The following is an 18,927-nucleotide window of genomic DNA, read 5'->3' as shown; positions in this document are numbered from 1 at the left end:
AGCAAAAAAACTACTGAATAGACCAGAGTTTAATATTCATTTTGTTCCAATATGTAATGCTACTATTCCATAACTCATATTGAGGAACTCAACATTCTTAAAGCCTACCTCTTCAATTTCCATTTTAAAGTTAGTCTGAGTTGGAAATTCTCTTATGCTTTTTACTAGATATTCATAAGAACCCTTATCTTTAGCAACTATGCTGCCAATTTTAGGAATTACTTTAAATGAGTATAAGTCATAAAATTTGGTGAATATCTCATTTTGATAATGCATAGGGGCAAATTCCAAGCAGACAAATTGTCCATTTTGCTTCAATACCCTATATGCTTCACTTAAAGCCCTCTTACGGTCGGAAAAGTTTCGAATACCAAAAGCTACTGTATAATAATCAAATTCGGAATCTTCAAATGGTAAACTCTCCGCATTTGCACATACCCAATTGAAATTTAGCTGATTTGAATTTATAGCTTTATCACACCCTTTGTCCAGCATGTTTTGATTTATATCACATACTGTAACTTGAGCACTTGGCTCCCCTCTTGCTATTCTTATAGCTATATCTCCGGTTCCTCCAGCAATATCCAAAACCTTGGAGTGCTTTTTAAAATGCACACTATTTACCATCTTATCCTTCCATAGCCTGTGCATTCCAAAACTCATTATATCATTCATGATGTCGTAGCAATTTGCTACAGAATCGAAAACCTCTTTAACTAGTTGTGATTTATCCATATTTTATATAGAGATTGCTTACATAATTATTTTAAACTTTAGCAGTTAAATTAATGTACTAATGAGAAAAATATACTACAATTAAACATATTTAATCCAGTAAATCATTAGTGTCGACAGCTTTTTCACAAAATATCATCTCTCTTATTATGATATTATCTGTAGCAGTTGTTGATATGGCAACAGACTTATACTCAGTTGCATTGCCAAGTATTGCCAACTATTTTAAGGTGGAAGGTAATATAGCGCAGCTTACGATCAGTTTAAATTTAGTAGGAGTTGCAATATCTGGATTAATTTATGGGCCACTGTCAGACTATTATGGTAGGCGCCTAATAATGCTGATTGGCATGGCAATTTTTACTTTGGCAAGTATTGTATGTTGCATAGCTGATAATATTATACTTTTAATATTAATCCGTTTTATACAAGGAGCAGGAGCTGGTGTTGCAGGCGTTGTCGGATATGCAGCAATCAGGGATATGTACTCAGGTAGTGAATACTCAAGAGTAATCTCAAAGTTAAATATGGTAGTAGCACTTTCACCCGGAATAGCTCCAGTGGTAGGCAGTTATATAATTTCACATGGTTATAGTTGGAAGTTTTTGTTTTTTATCATATCACTTGCCGCAATTATTATGCTCATTTTTATTTACTTGAAGCTGCAAGAAACGCTGACTGTAAATAAAAGTAAAGCCAGTATTAATATCTTCAAGCAGTATATATTAATATTTAAGAATTATCGGTTCCTTGGATTTTCAACCATTCATGGATTAACTTTCATGTGGCTTTGGGCATACATTGCTAACTACCCGTTCATATTTGAATCAATGGGCGTTGAAGTACAATATTTTGGCTATCTCATATCAATCATAGTTATATTTTACATAATTGGAACTTTAATTAATAGAAGGTACGTACCAAAAATAGGAGTGAGCAAGATGTTAATAATAGGTTTGGTATTACCGATGATATCGGATGGTTTATTGGTATATTTTTATCTCACAAACAAGTTAAGTGTACTTATTCTTCAAGTTCTTTGGATTCCGAGCAATATCGGGCTTGCACTCGTAATCAGCAATAACGTAACTTCTGCTTTAGAAGCAATCAAGGGTATAGGGCTTGGTAGTGCAGTCCTCTCATTCTGCAATATGATGTTTGGAGCTATTGGAATATATATAGTAGGAAAATTTTTTCACTATAGTATTTTACCAAATTTACTGTTAACAGTTGCATGTTCTATAATTGCAATTCTTATATATAGTTTACTTAAATATACTGAAAAACACGAAGGATAATCATTGCTCGTACAGCCTAGAGCTCATGGATTATTAACTAACTTACTATAATAATGCAATTTTATAGAGAAGTGCTAAATGAATTATTCAGTCAGAGATATAGATTCTAAGCTACTTAATGCTGCTGAAAGAGGTGATATTGATGAAGTAAAGCATCTAATAAACGAAGGGGCAGATGTTAATGCAAAAGACGTTTATGAAAAGACTCCTTTACACTGGGCTGCTGAAAAAGGCCATAAAGAGATAGTAGAAATTCTATTAAAGAAAGGAGCAAATGTTAATTCAGTAGATTTCTAGACATAACTCCTCTACTCTTTGCTGGTATGGAAGGACATGAAGATGTAGTAGAAATTTTATTGAAGAGAGGAGCAGATGTTAATGGAGTAGAAAGCTTTAGTGGAATGACTTCTTTATGGCTGGCTGCTCAAAATGGTCATGAAAGTTTAGTAGAAGTGTTATTAACAGCAGAAAAATCGATATTAGCATGTATCCTCAAGCATTACGTTTTGCTGCTAGAAATGGCCATGAAGGCGTAGTAAAAGTATTATTAAGAACAAAAGGAATAGATATTAAAACACTTTCTGAGGAACTAGGCTTGGCTGCTGAAAATGGTTATGAAGGTGTAGTAAAAGCGCTACTAACAGCAGAACAAGTCGACGTTGATAGGTATTTTTCAGCACTATATTTTGCTGCTGCAAGTGGTCGTGAAGGTATAGTAAAAGCGCTACTAACAGCAGAACAAATTAGTGTTTCAGAAAAAGATAGTTTTGGAAAGACTACTTTACATTGGGCTGCTGAAAGAGGTCATATAGAGATATTAAACACTCTATTAGGCAAAAAAGCGAGTATTAATATAAAAGATAATTATGGAGAGACCCCTTTACATTATGCTGCTAAAAATGGTCATATAGAAATAGTAAAAATTCTATTAGCAGTAGACGGAATCGATATCAATGTAAAAGACAAGGATGAAAAAACTCCTTTTGATTTAGCTAAAACAGAAGAAATAAAAGCTCTATTAAAAAAAGCCGCAGAAAAAACTGATGACAGTTCAGTATCGACAGATAGTGAAGGAGATCAAGAGAAAGATGCTGGACAAGAAGGTAATGTCCAACCAGTTACACAAGAGCAAGACCCAAAGGAAGAACAACAGGAGATCAGTGCAGAAGAAGAAAGTGATGTAAAAATTGAAGCTGCTGATAATGGACATTCTATTGACATAACACTTACACAAAATGGTGTTATACCAAATTCCATTACTAATCGAACAAATAAGAAACATTACAAACTCGTTTAATAGTAGCACTGGAAATACTGACAATAAAACTACACAGAACATCTTCAAGTAAGCCTATGGTATCGTAGACTCTGTTGCGTAAAGTATTGTGTTTGATATATTGCCACAACCTCTCAACAGGATTGAGTTCTCACTTTTACCCACAAGTATAAAAAGCAAGTAAGATAGAGAAAAATATACTTAAGATGAGGTAAAAATGTGTGAAGTAAATAGAAATGTACAATGTGCTGATGGCTTAGGAGATAAATGGCTAGAAAAAGAGTTGAGACATGTTAATCTGGGAGATGTAATACCAAATTACATTACTAATCGAACAAATAAGAAACATTACAAACTCGTTTAATAGTAGCACTGGAAATACTGACAATAAAATTACACAGAACATCTTCAAGTAAGCCTATGGTATCGTAGACTCTGTTGCGTAAAGTATTGTGTTTGATATATTGCCACAACCTCTCAACAGGATTCAGTTCTGGTGAATAAGGAGGCGAGTATATAATGGTAATGTTTTTCTGAATTTTCAAACTTTTTGATCTATGCCAGCCTGCACAATCCATTACAAGAAAGGCTTTTTTCGTGCCTAAATCTTTCGACATCTGCTCCAGAAATATATTCATACAATCAGTGTTTACATATGGAGCAAGTAGGCTAATTTTCTTACCACTTCTTGGATTTACCGCACTGTAGATATAGAAATTTTGTCTACCAATTTTCATTTAACCTGCGTTCTGACCCCTTTTTTAAACCATCCGTGTCCGATTTTTGAATGAGTTCCAAATCGTGATTCATCAAAAAAATACCTCCTTTTCAGGGTGGGAATTGACTATTTTATTGAAGTATTTTTTAAACTCTTCTTGCTTGTTTTTATCTTGTTTATGGTGAATTGGCCTCGGTGTTATATAAGAAAACTTCATCCTTTGTATCTCACGATGCACTGTTGATTTGCTAATGTTTAGGCCAAATTCCTCTGAGATTTTTATTTGCACTTCCTTAATAGTAATATTTGGATTTCTTTCTACCCATATTTCAATTTGCTCACGTTGATTTTTGTTTAATTTGCTTTTTCTTCGCCGCTGAGAAGGGGAAAATAATTTTTCTACTCTACCAAATTTTAGATGCTTTATCCATTCAGTCAAAGCAGTCCTTGAAATTTTACATATTCTTGCCACAGCGCTTATACTACTTTCTTTTCCTGCTATCACCGCTTGTAACTTTTTTGAAACATATGCGTTATTTCTGACCTTTTTTAACATTTCTTTCGCCAAATTTACAACTTTTTCGTCTAACAGTTTTGACCTTAATGCCATTTATACCTCTCTATTTTATCTACTCTAGTATCACTTCTTTCCCATTATTGTCTATCTGTTCTTTACATAGTGGGAATTGGTATAAGACTTAATACAAGACTTATTAAAACAAGCTATTTAATAGAGAATAAGGCGTCTGGGTCAATTAGTCAAAGCTGTGTAGGATGGAAAGAAGCTAAAGGTGCATACAGATTATTTAGCAATGAGAAGCTTGAAGCTAAGGAAATTTATTCTTCCCATTATAAAGAAACTATGGAAAGGATAAAAGGAAATGAGCTGGTATTTTCAGTTCAAGATACAAGTTATTTGGATTTTGACTCTCATATAAAGACTAAGGGTCTAGGTAGTATTTCTAAAGCCTATACAAAATATAAAAAGGGTTTGTTATTGCACAGTAACTTAATGGTTAACAAAGACGGATTACCTTTAGGGCTATCTTCTCAACAGTGTTGGGCACGTTCTATCAGGGAAGAAACAGCCCAAGAAAAAGCAAACAGGAAATACCGTACTGCTATAAAGGAGAAAGAAAGCTATAAGTGGATAGCGGCACTAAAAGAAACCCTAAATAACCTCGCAGAAGGTGTACAGCTTGTTACTATTGGTGATAGGGAAGCAGATATTTTTAAGTTTTTATGGACTGTTGAATCATTGGACAGTTTTTATGTAATCCGCAACCGAACTAATAGGAAATTCATCTGTATTGAAGGGGGAAAAACGGATTTGCAAACACGTATAACTCAACTGCCTGTAAAAAAGGAAATTGTCTTGAATGTTGCTGAAAATAAATACCAGATCTCAAGAAAAGCTAACATTGAAGTCAGGTATATGAAAGGCTATATACCTATCAGATCTCCTTACATTTATGGATCGAAAGATACAGAGCATAAAATAAGTGATAAAATCGCTATATATGTAGTAAGTGCCAAAGAAACAAATCCTCCTGAAAGAGTAGAAGCTATTGATTGGACTTTGCTGACTAATGTACCAGTTAATAGCACTTTAGATGCTATAGAAAGGATAAATTGGTATAAGCTAAGATGGAAAATCGAGGAGTATTTTAGGATTTTAAAATCAGGATGTAAGGTAGAAAGCTCTCGTTTAGCTACAAAAGAAAGATTAGAGAAATTAATCGCTATAAAGAGCATTATTGCATTTAATATTTTATATTTAACAAAAATCGCTTTATCGAATCCTATGGAGGTTTGTACTAAGGTTTTAAGTAATGAAGAGTGGAAAACCCTTTACATACGTGAGCATAAAGTAGCCAAATTGCCAGAAGAACCTCCAAACATAAAACAAGCTATTATTTGGTTAGGAAAATTAGGTGGATTTATGAATAGAAAAAGTGATAATTTACCAGGAACTATGACTCTATGGCGTGGTTATGAAAACCTCAGGGAAAGCATGGTTATGCTTCGCATAATGACCTCTCAAAGTTGTGGGTAAAAGTGAGGATTCAGTTCTGGTGAATAAGGAGGCGAGTATATAATGGTAATGTTTTTCTGAATTTTCAAACTTTTTGATCTATGCCAGCCTGCACAATCCATTACAAGAAAGGCTTTTTTCGTGCCTAAATCTTTCGACATCTGCTCCAGAAATATATTCATACAATCAGTGTTTACATATGGAGCAAGTAGGCTAATTTTCTTACCACTTCTTGGATTTACCGCACTGTAGATATAGAAATTTTGTCTACCAATTTTCATTTAACCTGCGTTCTGACCCCTTTTTTAAACCATCCGTGTCCGATTTTTGAATGAGTTCCAAATCGTGATTCATCAAAAAAATACCTCCTTTTCAGGGTGGGAATTGACTATTTTATTGAAGTATTTTTTAAACTCTTCTTGCTTGTTTTTATCTTGTTTATGGTGAATTGGCCTCGGTGTTATATAAGAAAACTTCATCCTTTGTATCTCACGATGCACTGTTGATTTGCTAATGTTTAGGCCAAATTCCTCTGAGATTTTTATTTGCACTTCCTTAATAGTAATATTTGGATTTCTTTCTACCCATATTTCAATTTGCTCACGTTGATTTTTGTTTAATTTGCTTTTTCTTCGCCGCTGAGAAGGGGAAAATAATTTTTCTTCTCTTCCAAATTTTAGATGCTTTATCCATTCAGTCAAAGCAGTCCTTGAAATTTTACATATTCTTGCCACAGCGCTTATACTACTTTCTTTTCCTGCTATCACCGCTTGTAACTTTTTTGAAACATATGCGTTATTTCTGACCTTTTTTAACATTTCTTTCGCCAAATTTACAACTTTTTCGTCTAACAGTTTTGACCTTAATGCCATTTATACCTCTCTATTTTATCTACTCTAGTATCACTTCTTTCCCATTATTGTCTATCTGTTCTTTACATAGCGGGAATTGGTATTACACATTCGGAAATTATCACAATAATCCTCCTGTATCAGCAATCTCCCTGTGAAAATTTTAAGGCTTTCTACCTGCATTACCTAACATTGCTCTACAAACAGAGTTTTCGAAGTTGCCTTCATACACTAGGTTTGTTGCTCTAAAGCCCAGGGTTTTGTGGCATTTAGCCATGCTATTACAGTGCCTTTGCGGATGGTCAGAACTTACTGGAATCTCATACATAGATACAACTCCTATTGCAGTTTGCCATGCAAAAAGAATATCAAGAAATAAGGTTTTTGCTGGAATTGCAAAATTAAGCAAGAGTACATATGGCTGGTTTTTCGGCTTTAAACTACATTTGATAATTAACGAGAAAGGTGAAATTCAAGCTTTTCGCTTACAAGAGGTAATGTTGACGATAGAGAGCCTGTAGCAAACCTAACTAAGAAATTAACCGGTCTTTTGTTTGGTGATAAAGGCTATATTAAAAAAGAGCTTTTCCAAGAGTTGTTTAACCGCGGTTTGAAACTTGTTACCAAGGTGAAAAAGGGGATGAAAAACGCATTAATTTCACTACATGAAAAGATTTTGCTGAGAAAAAGGTCGATCATTGAGACGATTTTTGGCTACCTCAAAAATAGACTTGAAATTGAACATACTCGCCATAGATCTCCCGTTAATTTCTTGGTTCACATCTTTTCTACTCTCATTTCCTATTCCTTGAAATCCAAAAAGCCTTCCTTTCCTATACTTTCTTCCTTCCTTAATCCAGAATTAGCGTTTTAATAGGATCATTTTTGGGTGGATTTTTTTCATGGTTGTTTGGATCTGATGAACCATCAACTGAATCTGATCAAATAATTGCACCAAGTAACTCAGGAGGAGAGGAGCTAACAAACTGTCAAGAGGGTGATAATAATATTATATAATAGATTTCTTGCATAACTGGAATGCAAAAGTTGATGTCATGAAACCAATTAAATTTACGGAGTATAATGGATTCCAGACTGGAATGACGCTCTTTTGGTGCACAACCTTTGGTGTATTACGAAACGATTCCCATTCAAGACAATGTCATCCCAGTGTCAAGCACTGGGATGACAATAAGGAGCTACCTGAATGACAAGAAAAGACTACTTGAATGACAAAAAAGGGAGCATTGGCTTGCACATTCCCCTGAACAAATACCTTGATACATTAAAGTTTCTAGGTTTGAGTAGTGAAATCCGATCAGTATGAAAATTAGCAAACTCCTTTTTATTCGCTGTAGAATAAAATTTTTTATTTTAATGAAAAAATTGCTTCCGCATACTCAAGATGCCATTATAATGATGGTAGAGATATTTAGAGAGCTCAAAATCTATCTCGGTCTGCAGACCTTTTAACCAATTTTTCAATAAAAATTCAGCCACATCTGTTGTGTGTACATTCTGAATCTTTTTTATACAGGAGGATTTTATGTCCAGAATTCCAGATATTTGACCTTTACTTTAGCTAACTACAGGCGCCTGTAGTTTTTAGAATTAGTGTTAACACGGTTTTTCTACTTTTTTTTCTTAATGTTTTAACTCAATACACACCATCATCATTTACTGCTTCTAAATATATCATTGCTAAACACACGCCGCTGTGTATTTCTATAGATAACTCATTGCCTAAACTTCGATTAAAGCAAGAATTCTTTCCTGGAAAAGCAAGGTTACTAAGGCACAGTTCCCATTGTAATCCTTTAGTTGATATTTGAGCTTTCGGTATACCAAGTAAGGATATTTTAGTATTTTTTAGCAAAGAGGAAAAATAGCTAATACCTTTTTGTAAGGCGTACCCCACCATGGGAGGCGAAGGCATATAAAAGATACTATCTGTACTTAAAAAAAAGTTAATATTTTGTAGTATATGATCAATTGCTCCTCCAGTAATACCCGTTACTATTGATGGCAATAACTTTACTGTTTTTAAGTGAGCCATTGCTTTAGAAAAGTCGCAATAATCTTGATCAGGTAGATATACTGTATTTAAGTTAGCACGTAAATTCGGATTTATACTATCCAAATCTCCTATTACAAGATCAGGTTTTACGCCAATTGATAGAAGCTTGTTTGCTCCTCCATCTACAGCAATAACAGGTATATCTTGTTTAAAAAACGATGAATCAGGTATTTCTCCATTTAGCACCACAATAGAGCGATATTCTTGCTCCACGCTACAATGTAGCATATGGTTATAAAACGCTCCGTGCAGTTTTTGCATCGTAGTAACATTTTTGAACAATTGATATTATACTGATCACTAATCCAGCAATATTACTGAGTATCACAAAAGCTAAACCCTGACAAATACCGTAAATAAGCCAAGATGATGAACAAATAAGATAACTCACCAACATTAGCATCGATACGTCACGAGTAAGTTTTGTGATATATGCTTTATATACTTGAGGCAATAACCCAATGAGAGATGTAACGAACGCGATGAAGCCAAAGCATTCTTCAATATTTACATACATACATTTTCCTACATTTGTTTTAACAAGATCAGGTTCAAAGGGTTGTACTTTATGTACTCTCAGCTTTTTTAGAGCACCCCTAATGCGTGTAATTTATAACATCATTTAGTCTATTAATCAAGAAATTAACAGTGACTTGCATTCATGAAACCCAATCGGCTTCTATGCTAATTATTATCCAAACTAATAGTCGGCTGTGCATCCTGCTCAGAGATCAGAGCAACTAGCAAATTGTTCATCAATTGAACCTTTTGTTTTCCATCCAATTGTAAGCTTTTATTTTTTTCAAAATGGGCTATTACTTCTTCGATAATTCCTATTGCATTTTGCACTATATGCCTTCTTGCAGAGGTGATGGCATGTGCTTGTTGACGTCTCAGCATTGCTTGTGCAATCTCAGATGAATACGCCAAATGCGATATTCTCGCTTCTGTAATTTCAATTCCAGCAATATTCAATCTTTGTTGTAGCATTGATCTCAATTCATTTGAAATTTTATCAGAATTTTTACGCAAAGATTCCTTATCGTTTTCGCTATCATACGGATAATTACTTGCCAGTTCTCTAATTACCGAGTCACTTTGCACAAAAACAAAATCATGATAATTATTAACATTATAATATGCCTTCGCAGGACTGCTCACTCTCCAAACAATTACTACTGAAATCTCTATCGGACTTCCATTAGCATCATTAACTTTAATTTTTTCTGTATTGATATTCTGAAATTTCAAAGAAACTCTATATTTACTCGAAAATGGAAGCGTTACGCATATTCCAGACTTAAAATAAGTTCCAATATAATGACCAAAAAACTCTATCACTCTTGCTTCATTAGGATCATTAACGAAAAATCCTTGAGAAAAAGTCAATATTGAAACAGCAGCAACTCCAAGTGCAATTGTGCTGCCATACACAAAAAGTACCAATAAAATTAACCCTAGCGCTATTAGTACAGGAAAAGCCCGAATTTTACTTAGATTTCTATCATTTATTGTATTTTTATCTGTACTGTCTTCATCAGATTGCTTTTTCACTTGCACCCTCTCTGCTGATTATTTCATCTACCTTACTTACAAATAATTTAAACTCTCTTAATTCACGATCAGGCAACTTTATCTCATTGCCATGAGCTATCGTAAGCGGATCAATATGTTTACCATTATATATAACTTCATAATGTAAATGAGGTCCTGTTGCAACACCAGTGCTGCCAACATAAGCAATGATTTGTCCCTGCTTTACTTTAGAGCCTAACTTTACATCGCTACTAAATTTGCTTATATGTGCGTAACAAGTTGAATATTTATTGTTGTGCTTTATTTTGATGTAATTCCCATAGCCACCATTCTTTCCTATATATTCTATTACACCTTCTGCAGTGGCGTGTATAGGAGTGCCAAGTTTAGCTGCATAATCTACTCCTTTATGAAAAGCAATTTTACCATGAATGGGATGCTTTCTATTACCAAAATTCGAGGATATACGAAAATCTCCGTTTAAAGGATTTACAAAAATTTCGCTACTCTTCAAGCTTACCCCCTCTTTATTAAAATACACTTCTTTTGCTTCTTGTGACTCATAATGATACAAGCTAATGACCTTTTTATCTGTTGTCAGTGAAGTATATAAAATTTTTTCTTCAGCCTTCTGATTACTGAGTGATTTTTCACACAGCACCTCCAATTTGCCTTTGGGCACAATGTCTTTTTTAAAATCTACACCATAACCTTTATATATGTCGATTAATCTCATTACTGTATTTGGCGCCAAACCTTCTGCGTCAAAAAAAGAGGATTTTATGTCACTGGATATGAATAACAACTTTCTATCACTTTCTGTCACCAAAGCAGCTTTTTTTTTCCTGATCCCGTGCTGAAGTAACGCTGGAAAGTGGTTTAGGTTGCTTTCTGTTATTCCAGTGCTTGAACAGTTTTTTAATCGAAAATGTTGTATAGCGTGCTGTTTACAATCAATTTCCAGTGTCTGGGCACTGGAATGACAATAGTATTTCTGCGCAAATGTTTCAGTTGCATATGCTGGTAAAATACAAAGCAGTAGAAGTATTACCAGCCTCATAGTTTATCAGCAAAAATAAAATTACCTTCAACATACTGCACATCATCATTATCTTCTAGCTCTTCAACTAATGTAGATAATTTATCAATTAATTCTTTGTCGCTCACTTCAATCAGGTCCTTTGGTTGCCATGAAAGACGAGCAAGTTCTGGTTCCCCAAATTTTGTATAGAAAGCATCACGCACTCTACCAAAATCTTTCACTTCACAAGTTATAACATATAATTCTTCCTTGTTATTTTCCTTAACATTCAATACTTCTAATTCAATTCCATAGTTAAATAAATCTTCAAAATTTATACCCTCTGCTTTATAGACAATTAAGCCTACATGATCGAAAAGGTAACTCACACATCCTGTTTCTCCCAAATTACCGCCTTTGCGAGAAAAGATATAACGTATCTCAGAAGCAGTTCGGTTGCGATTATTTGTCAGAGCATGGACAATAAGTGCAGCACCAGAAGGTCCGCAGCCTTCATATTGTATTTCTTCATAACTTTCTCCAGCAACGTTACCAGCTGCATTTTTTATTGCTGTTTCTATTTTATCTTTTGGTAGATTCTCCTTTCGCGCAGAAAAGATAGCAGAGCGAAGACGTGGATTAAGCTCGGGATCAGGTAGCCCTTGTTTTGCAGCAACTGTTATTTCCCTAATGAGCTTCGTAAATTTTTGCGAGCGCTTTGCATCCTGAGCACCTTTTCGATGTTTTATATTTGAAAACTGTGAATGACCAGCCATAAGAAAACTAATTCACCCCTTCTACTAACATATTTTCATACTGCTCAGCTTCTAAGTCAAGGCCAAGAGCTAAGTGAGCTGTTATTAAATAACTAATAACTCTAGAAGAATATTTAGAATCTTTATTGCTTATCATATCTTGAAAACGCTTAATTGCTGCTAAATATTCACCACGCTTTAGGTAAAATTCACCAATAGAATACTCTTTTTTTGATATATGTTCTGTGATTAATTTTTCTTTTTCTTTGATCTCTTCTATATATTCGCTATTCGGAAAAAGATTAATATACTCAGTAGCTAGCTCTAAAGTTTTATATGCAATTTGTTGCCCAAGCTGCACTTTGTTAATTTGCATGTAATAAGATAATACTCTTAAGTAATATACATATGGCAAATCTTCACCATTTGGATAAACGTATATATAATCATCCATATCACTTGCAGCACCGCTGTATTTACCCATATTATAGCGAGAAACCCCAGACAATAATTTGGCTTTCATTGCCCAATAAGATAAAGGATACAAATCCTCTATCTTTTGAAATGCTCTAATAGCTTGCTTATATTTTTTCTGATCATAAAGCTTAACTACCTCCTCATATAGTTCAGTTTCAGTGTGTTCAAGATCATTCGCATACGACTGCATGAAGGGGCAAGTCAGAAGAAAAAAGCATATGATTAAAGTCTTATACATAAGATTTTTTTTGATCAAAATAAAGTATAGACTAAATATTACCTAAATAAACAAATTTTTGGCATTATCATCGAACGAAAAGCGGCTCTTGGCCACCATTACCTATATTGCTCGCACCACCACCTATTGCAACACCCTTTCCACTCACTTCTACGTTCTCTAGCTTTCTACTATAAACGCTAATTCTGGATTAAGGAAGGAAGAAAGTATAGGAAATGGAAGGCTTTTTGGATTTCAAGGAATAGGAAATGAGAGTAGAAAAGATGTGAACCAAGAAATTAACGGGAGATCTATGGCGAGTATGTTCAATTTCAAGTCTATTTTTGAGGTAGCCAAAAATCGTCTCAATGATCGACCTTTTTCTCAGCAAAATCTTTTCATGTAGTGAAATTAATGCGTTTTTCATCCCCTTTTTCACCTTGGTAACAAGTTTCAAACCGCGGTTAAACAACTCTTGGAAAAGCTCTTTTTTAATATAGCCTTTATCACCAAACAAAAGACCGGTTAATTTCTTAGTTAGGTTTGCTACAGGCTCTCTATCGTCAACATTACCTCTTGTAAGCGTAAAAGCTTGAATTTCACCTTTCTCGTTAATTATCAAATGTAGTTTAAAGCCGAAAAACCAGCCATATGTACTCTTGCTTAATTTTGCAATTCCAGCAAAAACCTTATTTCTTGATATTCTTTTTGCATGGCAAACTGCAATAGGAGTTGTATCTATGTATGAGATTCCAGTAAGTTCTGACCATCCGCAAAGGCACTGTAATAGCATGGCTAAATGCCACAAAACCCTGGGCTTTAGAGCAACAAACCTAGTGTATGAAGGCAACTTCGAAAACTCTGTTTGTAGAGCAATGTTAGGTAATGCAGGTAGAAAGCCTTAAAATTTTCACAGGGAGATTGCTGATACAGGAGGATTATTGTGATAATTTCCGAATGTGTAATTTCTGGCACTCTTGTGGGTTTTTTACCGTTTGGCAGTAGTTTGTCTGCAAAATTTTTCTCTATATCTCTGCAAAAATCATCGACTAGACAAAACAGTTTTGTTATATCTTCCATGGGTAACCTCATCTATTTTTTTCTATTTGTTGAGTTTACCCTACTCTCCTGACTTTTCTATTCTCTTTTTAATCCAGAATTAGCGTTATAAGAATGTGTGATCAATCCACTTCCTACCATCAAAAGAGCAATACCTATCAGACCTAAAGCAGGCCCAACAGCAGATGATGCTAATGCTACTCCAGAAATCAATATTATTCTCCTGATTAGTAATAAAGAAGAACCAGCGAGCATTAACTTAGCTGCAGACATATTGCTTGTCTTTTTTTTCAGATTTCTCATCAAAATCTTGCTCTTTTTCTACTTCATATTTTTTACTTTTCTTGTACTCGCGATAGCAGAAAGTAGCACTCGCTACAAAGTAAAATAGACTAGAAATTGAAAAAGCTACGTCTCCTATTATTCCTTGCTCCAATTCTTCACCTACTATGCTAGCCACAATAACTAATGTAACTAAAGCAGCATCAGCATAGTTAAAGTAATCATCAACGGTACAAGGAAGGTCTCTCTTTTCTTTTTCTACTGTTTTCCCACTTTCAATATTCTCCAATTCTCGTTCTTTTTGTGCTATTTTTCTATTATTATAAATTAAATATAGCGTGCAAATAAGGGATAAGACTGTGAAAGGTAATATAGTATGGCCTAATGAGCTGCTTATAAGGCCAAGTAATACCTGATCGCTACATGTTTTTTCGAGCTCAATTGCCATCAATAATGCAAATGGAACCATTGTTACCAATGATACACATTTCCTATGTAGCTCTCTTTTTTTAGTGTTAATAGTTCTTGTTCGAGCTTTTTGCTTTTTTCTTCCTCTCTTTCTTTTCTGACTTCTTCATCAACTGTTGGCCAAAAATCCCAGAAAAAATCTTCCATTTTAGCACCTTTTTTACCTTTGGATCTTTTTAAAAAAAAACTTAGTGCCTGTAATACTAGTCATATGAACAGACCAACTTATGAACTAATACATTATATAGGATTTTAATTACTAAGTCAATATTATGAAATTATTAACTTTCTTTGTATACTCTTAAGCAATTTAGTCAATCTGTTTGATGCCAGCTAGAACGTAATTATAGCCTGACCACATAGTCATAACAGCCGCAGCCCATAAGCAAACCACACCTATATATTTAGTTGCTTCATAATCACTCATTATTAACGCTACTATAGCAACCATCTGCAAAAATGTTTTAATTTTCCCAGCCTTACTCACAGGTAAACTAACGTTTGTAGCTATCAAGAACTCCCGCAAGCCTGAAACTAATATCTCCCTACAAACAATTATAACTGACGGTATAATTGTAATATCATCTATCTTATGCTTATAAACTAGCATGATTATTGTTGAAGCTACTACTAACTTGTCGGCAATTGGATCAAATAACTTGCCAAAATTCGATTGGACTTTCCATGCACGCGCTAAATAACCATCAAAAAAATCTGTAATGCACGCAAACATAAAGATCAATATTGTTATTAGACTTGCATACTTACTCTCTATATAAAAGCTTGATATTATTGCCGGTATTGCGAGCGCACGAGAAATTGTTAGCAAATTAGGCACGTTTTTCTTAAGCATGTCACATCACCCTACGTAGTAGATAAATTTATACAGAAGTACAATAGAGTTCACAAGCTAATAGTTGAACATTCATAAAAACCCCATATACTTAGGAAATTACTAACAATAAGCTCAAAGCATGAATAATGATTTAGATAACACCACAAAACAAGAAGCACTTAAGTACCATAATAAAAGTGGCAAACCTGGTAAGGTATCAGTTATACCAACAAAACCCTTATCCACACAGCATGACCTATCACTTGCTTATTCCCCTGGTGTTGCAGCCCCATGCCTTGCAATAGCTAAAAATCCTAAAGCTGTTTATGATTACACGGCAAAAAGCAATTATGTGGCTGTCATTTCAAATGGCACCGCAGTGCTGGGACTTGGCAATATCGGTCCTCTTGCTTCAAAACCCGTCATGGAAGGCAAAGCTGTTTTATTTAAGCGTTTTGCTGACATTGATGCAATTGATATAGAAGTTGACACAGAAAACATAGAAGATTTCATCAATGCAGTAAGGTATCTTGGTCCAAGTTGGGGGGGGATAAATCTAGAAGATATAAGATCTCCTGATTGTTTTATAATAGAGAAACGTCTAAATGAGTTGATGGATATTCCGGTGTTCCACGATGATCAACATGGCACTGCAGTAGTTGTTGCAGCTGGTATAGAAAATGCCCTCGATATTGCTGAAAAGAAATTAGAGAATGTCAAGATCATCATGAATGGTGCTGGAGCAGCTGGTATTGCGTGTTTGGAAATACTAAAGTCCATGGGCGCTAAGAACATAGTGCTATGTGACAAACAAGGAGTAATACACAAAGACAGAAAAGAGGACATGAATAAGTGGAAGGAAAAATATGCAATTGACACTAAAGAACGTTCTCTACTTGATGCCATAAAAGGCGCTGATGTATTCATCGGACTCTCTGCAAAGGATGTGCTCAGCGAAGAGATGTTAAAAAGCATGGGTAAAGACCCGATCATTTTTGCTCTTGCTAATCCTGATCCAGAAATAAGGCCTGAGTTTGCAAAGTCTGTAAGGCCAGATGCAATAATTGCAACTGGTAGGTCAGACTATAACAACCAAGTCAATAACGTAATGGGGTTTCCTTATATATTCAGAGGAGCACTTGATGTACATGCAACGACAATAAATGAAGAAATGAAAATTGCAGCTGCAGATGCAATAGCGAAGCTTGCCCGTGAGCCAGTGCCAAATGAGATATCTGCAGCCTATGGCGGTCGTAAAATGAGCTATGGACGTGAATATATAATACCTACTCCATTTGATCCAAGATTAATTTCTATGGTATCTCCTGCTGTTGCAAAAGCTGCCGTTACCTCAGGTGTGGCAAGAAAGGAAATAGAGGACTGGAATGAGTATGCAAGTCAATTAAAATCTCGCCTCGCTAAGGCTCTCAGCACGCTCAATTTATTGTCTTCACATACGTAATTGGATAAATTTAAAAGCGATAAACCAATCCAAACTCTAAGCCATATATGCCAAACCTATTGGTAATTGTTGTAGTTGTTGATTGCATACGTGCAGTTTCATCAACTTCATTGCTTTTACCAGCAGGAATATATTTTTCGCCAGCTAGTATCTTTGCTACTGGCAGAATACCTTTAAATTCGTTACCAAGAATACCAAAATAGCGTAAACCAGCAAACGCTTGGGTGTTTGTTGTAAGTGGATAATTAACACCAAGCTTTGCTTGGTAAGCCAAAGCATATCTGGTTTTTCCTAAAAATTTAACCTTAGTTACACCTGCACCAACTCCAAAATATGGAATGCAGAGCATTTCTCCGACGTTAAAATCATTATACACATTGATCATTCCAGCCAAATTATTAAAACCTTCATTTTTCATCTTAAATGCAGCTTTGAACTTTACTTGAACATTAGGCGGCTTTTCTTGGATTTCAATATCAACTTTTCCACTTCTCCAAGGTGATTTACGTTCTGTTCCAACAGAAACATCATCATTACGACGAAGTTCAATATATCTTGCTTTTCCTTTATCTGAGTAATCTTCATCATCTAAGTTAGTCTGAGAATATAGAACTTCAAGATCAACTCTCATATTTTTGAATACATATCCTATTGAAGCACCACCTGCAAGTCCTGGAACGTATTTAGGACTATATCCAGCCTCAATCCTCTCCTCCTCATTAAAGCTAAAAACACCTTCCGTTACATTTTCACCTACATCTTCTTTTCCTTTTAGAGAACCTATTGCATTGAAAAATGCTCCAAAATAGTTAGCTTGAATATAAAAATTCTTTAAATTATTTATTTCACTATCATAAGATAAGCACCTAAATGAAAAAGTGAGCAAAGTTAGTAGGTATGTAAATTTAAATCTTTTATTCGCCATATAGACCTCACATAATTTCACTTTTATGCTAACATACTTCTATTTTTTATGTAGCAATTTTTTATTGCGCTCAGTTGTTTTAGATTTAAAATAAGAGTATTGTAATTTAAAGTGAATCAATGGTTGTTGCAGTTCATGAATTAGAGAAAATTATCAAACAGTCATTCCCTGGTGCCGATATAAAGATTAAGGATCTTGCTGGAGATGATGATCACTACCATTTAAAAATAACTTCCCAGTGTTTTTCTGGAAGGACAAAAATAGAACAACATAGAATGGTATATAAGGCTCTTGAAGGTCAATCTATACATGCATTGCAATTAGAAACTGGTGCTTAAAATTAAGGTGATTATTTATGAACAACTTTGAACAAATAAAAAAAGACATAGCAGAAAATGATGTAGTGCTGTATATGAAAGGTACCTCTGACTTTCCTCAATGCGGATTCTCTGGACTAGTCGTGTCAATTCTCAAAAATTTGAATGTAAAGTTTAAATGCATCAACGTGCTTGAGAATGATGAAATACGTCAGTCCATAAAAAGTTTTTCTGATTGGCCAACAATTCCACAATTATATATAAAGGGAGAATTTATTGGTGGCTGTGACATAACCCGCGAGATGTATGAAAAAGGTGAATTACAAAATTTGCTAAAAGAAAAAAAGGTTATTGCTGAGCAAACTGAATTGCAGCAGAGTGGCAAAATAAAAAAAACATAGGGTGTCATTTGATACTGGTTGTTACCTTTGCTCCATTGTCATACTACCTTTTTTACCATGCTGAAAGGATAACTTTTTAGTAGCTTTTTTTCATCTCAAAATCCACCAACTTTTGAATTCTTTTTTTTACAAGAAAAAAATTGCTTGCGCATATTTTAAATATGATTATAATTATATTTAAA

21 protein-coding genes, 5 pseudogenes and 1 riboswitch are annotated in these 18,927 nt (G+C 34.6%); of the genes and pseudogenes, 10 read left to right on the top strand and 16 right to left on the bottom strand.

The window, feature by feature from the left end; genetic code table 11:
* Positions 1-36: 36 nt before the first annotated feature.
* A complete protein-coding gene (ubiE, locus tag O1Q06_RS00485) occupies positions 37-735 on the bottom strand; it encodes a bifunctional demethylmenaquinone methyltransferase/2-methoxy-6-polyprenyl-1,4-benzoquinol methylase UbiE (protein WP_410542725.1) in 699 nt (232 codons plus the stop codon).
* Between the two features lie 149 nt (positions 736-884).
* Between ubiE and O1Q06_RS00480 the strand changes: the two genes are divergently transcribed.
* The 4 genes from O1Q06_RS00480 to O1Q06_RS00465 all read left to right on the top strand — a co-directional run bounded on the left by O1Q06_RS00480 (position 885) and on the right by O1Q06_RS00465 (position 3,330).
* Positions 885-2,033 (top strand): Bcr/CflA family efflux MFS transporter, encoded by a 1,149-nt coding sequence (locus O1Q06_RS00480; protein ID WP_410543117.1) that lies wholly within the window; start codon positions 885-887, stop codon positions 2,031-2,033.
* Positions 2,034-2,111: 78 nt separating this feature from the next.
* Complete coding sequence (locus tag O1Q06_RS00475; RefSeq protein WP_410542724.1) at positions 2,112-2,330, top strand: ankyrin repeat domain-containing protein; 219 nt, start codon at positions 2,112-2,114, stop codon at positions 2,328-2,330.
* 26 nt (positions 2,331-2,356) lie between these two features.
* Positions 2,357-2,569, top strand: coding sequence for an ankyrin repeat domain-containing protein (locus O1Q06_RS00470; RefSeq protein WP_410542723.1), 213 nt, complete (start codon positions 2,357-2,359; stop codon positions 2,567-2,569).
* Complete coding sequence (locus O1Q06_RS00465) at positions 2,518-3,330, top strand: ankyrin repeat domain-containing protein (protein WP_410542722.1); 813 nt, start codon at positions 2,518-2,520, stop codon at positions 3,328-3,330. Before O1Q06_RS00470 ends, O1Q06_RS00465 begins: the two co-directional genes overlap by 52 nt.
* Here O1Q06_RS00465 and O1Q06_RS00460 read toward each other — a convergent pair.
* Positions 3,293-3,460 (bottom strand): annotated as a pseudogene (locus O1Q06_RS00460) (IS630 family transposase); the annotation flags it as partial. The gene O1Q06_RS00465 and the pseudogene O1Q06_RS00460 overlap by 38 nt on opposite strands.
* Before the next feature lie 66 nt (positions 3,461-3,526).
* Between O1Q06_RS00460 and O1Q06_RS00455 the strand changes: the two are divergent.
* Positions 3,527-3,673: a hypothetical protein gene (locus O1Q06_RS00455; RefSeq protein WP_410542721.1), complete on the top strand. Its 147-nt coding sequence runs from the start codon at positions 3,527-3,529 to the stop codon at positions 3,671-3,673.
* Here O1Q06_RS00455 and O1Q06_RS00450 read toward each other — a convergent pair.
* Positions 3,636-4,637, bottom strand: a pseudogene (locus tag O1Q06_RS00450) (IS630-like element ISWpi10 family transposase). The gene O1Q06_RS00455 and the pseudogene O1Q06_RS00450 overlap by 38 nt on opposite strands.
* 69 nt (positions 4,638-4,706) lie before the next feature.
* Here O1Q06_RS00450 and O1Q06_RS00445 point away from each other — a divergent pair.
* Positions 4,707-6,083, top strand: coding sequence for an IS4 family transposase (locus tag O1Q06_RS00445; RefSeq protein ID WP_410542720.1), 1,377 nt, complete (start codon positions 4,707-4,709; stop codon positions 6,081-6,083).
* Between the two features lie 5 nt (positions 6,084-6,088).
* Here O1Q06_RS00445 and O1Q06_RS00440 read toward each other — a convergent pair.
* Positions 6,089-6,934, bottom strand: a pseudogene (locus tag O1Q06_RS00440) (IS630-like element ISWpi10 family transposase); the annotation flags it as partial.
* A 66-nt stretch (positions 6,935-7,000) separates the two neighbouring features.
* On the opposite strand from O1Q06_RS00440, the pseudogene O1Q06_RS00435 reads away from it, so the two are divergent.
* Positions 7,001-7,787: pseudogene (locus tag O1Q06_RS00435) on the top strand (IS982 family transposase).
* Between the two features lie 783 nt (positions 7,788-8,570).
* On the opposite strand, the gene O1Q06_RS00430 reads toward O1Q06_RS00435, so the two are convergent.
* The 11 genes and pseudogenes from O1Q06_RS00430 to pgsA form a co-directional block, all read right to left on the bottom strand.
* Positions 8,571-9,251 (bottom strand): thiamine diphosphokinase, encoded by a 681-nt coding sequence (locus tag O1Q06_RS00430; protein WP_410543116.1) that lies wholly within the window; start codon positions 9,249-9,251, stop codon positions 8,571-8,573.
* A complete protein-coding gene (locus O1Q06_RS00425; RefSeq protein ID WP_052265050.1) occupies positions 9,223-9,507 on the bottom strand; it encodes a SemiSWEET family sugar transporter in 285 nt (94 codons plus the stop codon). The genes O1Q06_RS00430 and O1Q06_RS00425 overlap by 29 nt, the downstream gene beginning before the upstream one ends.
* Positions 9,496-9,598, bottom strand: a riboswitch (TPP riboswitch). (Overlaps the previous gene by 12 nt.)
* A 76-nt stretch (positions 9,599-9,674) precedes the next feature.
* The gene (locus O1Q06_RS00420) at positions 9,675-10,544 is read right to left on the bottom strand and encodes an SPFH domain-containing protein (RefSeq protein ID WP_410542719.1); all 870 of its coding nucleotides are present in this window, start codon (positions 10,542-10,544) and stop codon (positions 9,675-9,677) included.
* Positions 10,528-11,586 carry a M23 family metallopeptidase gene (locus tag O1Q06_RS00415; protein WP_410542718.1) on the bottom strand — a complete coding sequence of 353 codons (1,059 nt, stop codon included), beginning with the start codon at positions 11,584-11,586 and terminating at the stop codon, positions 10,528-10,530. The genes O1Q06_RS00420 and O1Q06_RS00415 overlap by 17 nt, the downstream gene beginning before the upstream one ends.
* Positions 11,583-12,323 carry a YebC/PmpR family DNA-binding transcriptional regulator gene (locus tag O1Q06_RS00410; protein ID WP_410542717.1) on the bottom strand — a complete coding sequence of 247 codons (741 nt, stop codon included), beginning with the start codon at positions 12,321-12,323 and terminating at the stop codon, positions 11,583-11,585. The genes O1Q06_RS00415 and O1Q06_RS00410 overlap by 4 nt, the downstream gene beginning before the upstream one ends.
* Positions 12,324-12,330: 7 nt before the next feature.
* The gene (gene bamD / locus O1Q06_RS00405; RefSeq protein ID WP_410542716.1) at positions 12,331-13,017 is read right to left on the bottom strand and encodes an outer membrane protein assembly factor BamD; all 687 of its coding nucleotides are present in this window, start codon (positions 13,015-13,017) and stop codon (positions 12,331-12,333) included.
* 190 nt (positions 13,018-13,207) lie between these two features.
* Positions 13,208-14,076 (bottom strand): annotated as a pseudogene (locus O1Q06_RS00400) (IS982 family transposase).
* Between the two features lie 57 nt (positions 14,077-14,133).
* On the bottom strand, positions 14,134-14,328 hold the full coding sequence (locus O1Q06_RS00395) for a hypothetical protein (protein ID WP_410542715.1): 195 nt from the start codon (positions 14,326-14,328) through the stop codon (positions 14,134-14,136).
* Positions 14,315-14,785 (bottom strand): hypothetical protein, encoded by a 471-nt coding sequence (locus tag O1Q06_RS00390; RefSeq protein WP_410542714.1) that lies wholly within the window; start codon positions 14,783-14,785, stop codon positions 14,315-14,317. Before O1Q06_RS00390 ends, O1Q06_RS00395 begins: the two co-directional genes overlap by 14 nt.
* A 23-nt stretch (positions 14,786-14,808) precedes the next feature.
* Complete coding sequence (locus O1Q06_RS00385) at positions 14,809-14,952, bottom strand: hypothetical protein (protein WP_410542713.1); 144 nt, start codon at positions 14,950-14,952, stop codon at positions 14,809-14,811.
* Positions 14,953-15,115: 163 nt separating this feature from the next.
* Positions 15,116-15,658, bottom strand: a complete 543-nt coding sequence (gene pgsA / locus O1Q06_RS00380) for a CDP-diacylglycerol--glycerol-3-phosphate 3-phosphatidyltransferase (protein WP_006012406.1) — start codon at positions 15,656-15,658, stop codon at positions 15,116-15,118.
* A gap of 121 nt (positions 15,659-15,779) precedes the next feature.
* Here pgsA and O1Q06_RS00375 point away from each other — a divergent pair, with 121 nt between their 5' ends.
* On the top strand, positions 15,780-17,102 hold the full coding sequence (locus tag O1Q06_RS00375; RefSeq protein ID WP_082241867.1) for a malic enzyme-like NAD(P)-binding protein: 1,323 nt from the start codon (positions 15,780-15,782) through the stop codon (positions 17,100-17,102).
* A 10-nt stretch (positions 17,103-17,112) separates the two neighbouring features.
* Here O1Q06_RS00375 and O1Q06_RS00370 read toward each other — a convergent pair whose 3' ends face one another.
* On the bottom strand, positions 17,113-18,027 hold the full coding sequence (locus tag O1Q06_RS00370; RefSeq protein ID WP_410542712.1) for a P44/Msp2 family outer membrane protein: 915 nt from the start codon (positions 18,025-18,027) through the stop codon (positions 17,113-17,115).
* A 119-nt stretch (positions 18,028-18,146) separates the two neighbouring features.
* On the opposite strand from O1Q06_RS00370, the gene O1Q06_RS00365 reads away from it, so the two are divergent.
* Complete coding sequence (locus O1Q06_RS00365; RefSeq protein ID WP_007302571.1) at positions 18,147-18,365, top strand: BolA/IbaG family iron-sulfur metabolism protein; 219 nt, start codon at positions 18,147-18,149, stop codon at positions 18,363-18,365.
* Positions 18,366-18,382: 17 nt separating this feature from the next.
* Positions 18,383-18,745 carry a Grx4 family monothiol glutaredoxin gene (grxD, locus tag O1Q06_RS00360; protein WP_410542711.1) on the top strand — a complete coding sequence of 121 codons (363 nt, stop codon included), beginning with the start codon at positions 18,383-18,385 and terminating at the stop codon, positions 18,743-18,745.
* The last annotated feature ends 182 nt before the right edge of the window (positions 18,746-18,927 follow it).

The sequence above is a fragment of the Wolbachia endosymbiont of Tetranychus urticae genome (assembly GCF_046529255.1).
In the GTDB taxonomy this organism is placed as follows: Bacteria; Pseudomonadota; Alphaproteobacteria; order Rickettsiales; family Anaplasmataceae; genus Wolbachia.
The sequence above is the reverse complement of the archived record's forward strand: the minus strand, read 5'-3'. Positions and strand labels throughout refer to the sequence as shown.